Annotated in this window: 2 protein-coding genes; both read left to right on the top strand. The window is 39.1% G+C overall.

The features are described from left to right. On the top strand, positions 1-800 hold an 800-nt coding region (locus STRDD12_RS07710; RefSeq protein WP_066916868.1), incomplete at its 5' end, for a transcriptional regulator. A 219-nt stretch (positions 801-1019) separates the two neighbouring features. Beyond that, positions 1020-1250, top strand: coding sequence for a hypothetical protein (locus STRDD12_RS07705; protein ID WP_066916866.1), 231 nt, complete (start codon positions 1020-1022; stop codon positions 1248-1250). Positions 1251-1288 lie beyond the last annotated feature (38 nt).

The raw sequence follows: 1288 nt of genomic DNA, 5'->3' as shown, positions 1-1288 counted from the left end.
TCCGCCAGCTCATCCGGATTGAAAAGGGACAATCGCTCCCCTCAATAGATAAAGTTGACTTTATCGCCCACCGGCTAGGTATGTCTGTCTCAGAACTCATTGACGAAGGGTTACAAAAGATTCCAGATAGCTATTATGAGAAGAAAAATAGGCTCATCAAGTTTCCGACTTATGGGGATTCTGGACGCATAGCGCAAAAGTTACAACTCATCGCCGAAGTGCATGAAGAATATGACGAACTCTTACCAGAGGATGAACTGCTGACTTTGGATATCCTCGAGTCCGTCATGAACTTTTCTCTGCTTGAGAAAGGGCCAAAGACAGAAGAGATTTTTGAGGATGTTTTTTTACAGGCGCAAAAGAAAAAAACGTTTCTCCTTAATGACTTATTGGTTATCCATTATTATTTTCTTGAGATTCATCGGAACAAATATATTGATGAAAAATTATTAGGTCAGCTAGAGCGAAAACTATTGGTTCAGGAAATTTCTTCTGAGGAAGTTTATGATATCCTCCTCATCACAACACTCATGGATATTGCTACTATTCACATGCTTAAGGATGACTACAAGCCCATTTTACAATTCGTAAATAGGGTCCTCCAGATTGCTGATGAAGCACAGCTCCATACCTATAAGCCGATAGCAACTACTATGAAGGCTAAATATTTCAATCATTATGAGCACAATATGGAGAAAGCCGAACAATATTACGATGAAGCTATGGCTTTTGCAAAACTCTTAGGTGACGATGTACTCGCTCAGGGAATAAAACAAGAAAAAGCTGATGATGGCCTATAAGTGATTAGGATAGTGACATGAATGTCACTATTTTTTTATATTTTTTCGTGATAGGATAAGAGCATAGCTCGTTTAGGCTTGATGAGGTTTGAAAATTCGCTAGGAAATAAAGACGATAGCGTGTGGCGAAAGCTGGCCTCCGTGAGTATGTCGCCAGTCTTTTCTGCTAAAAGGGCTACCAAAGTCGTTCGAGGTAGATTTAAAAAAGGAGAAATTCGTATGCTAACTAAAGAAAATGTGGTTTTATTTTTAAAACGAAAACGTCCCCTCTTAGCAACCATTACCGTAGTTGTGACAGGCAGTGCTCTGGCTATTGTATCTGCGCTTAATGCAGCAGTAAGCCTAGGTTATAAGCAACCGTTTATAGACATGAATTTGATTTTCATTTTTATCATTTTCCTATCCAACCTTATCACCTGGCTTTCCTCAGGAGAGCGTGAGAAGTTCTGAATAAGTGTTTGGAAATCATGAATAGTCTTATGAAAAGA

The organism is Streptococcus sp. DD12, assembly GCF_001578885.1.
In the GTDB taxonomy this organism is placed as follows: Bacteria; Bacillota; Bacilli; order Lactobacillales; family Streptococcaceae; genus Streptococcus.
The sequence above is the reverse complement of the archived record's forward strand: the minus strand, read 5'-3'. Positions and strand labels throughout refer to the sequence as shown.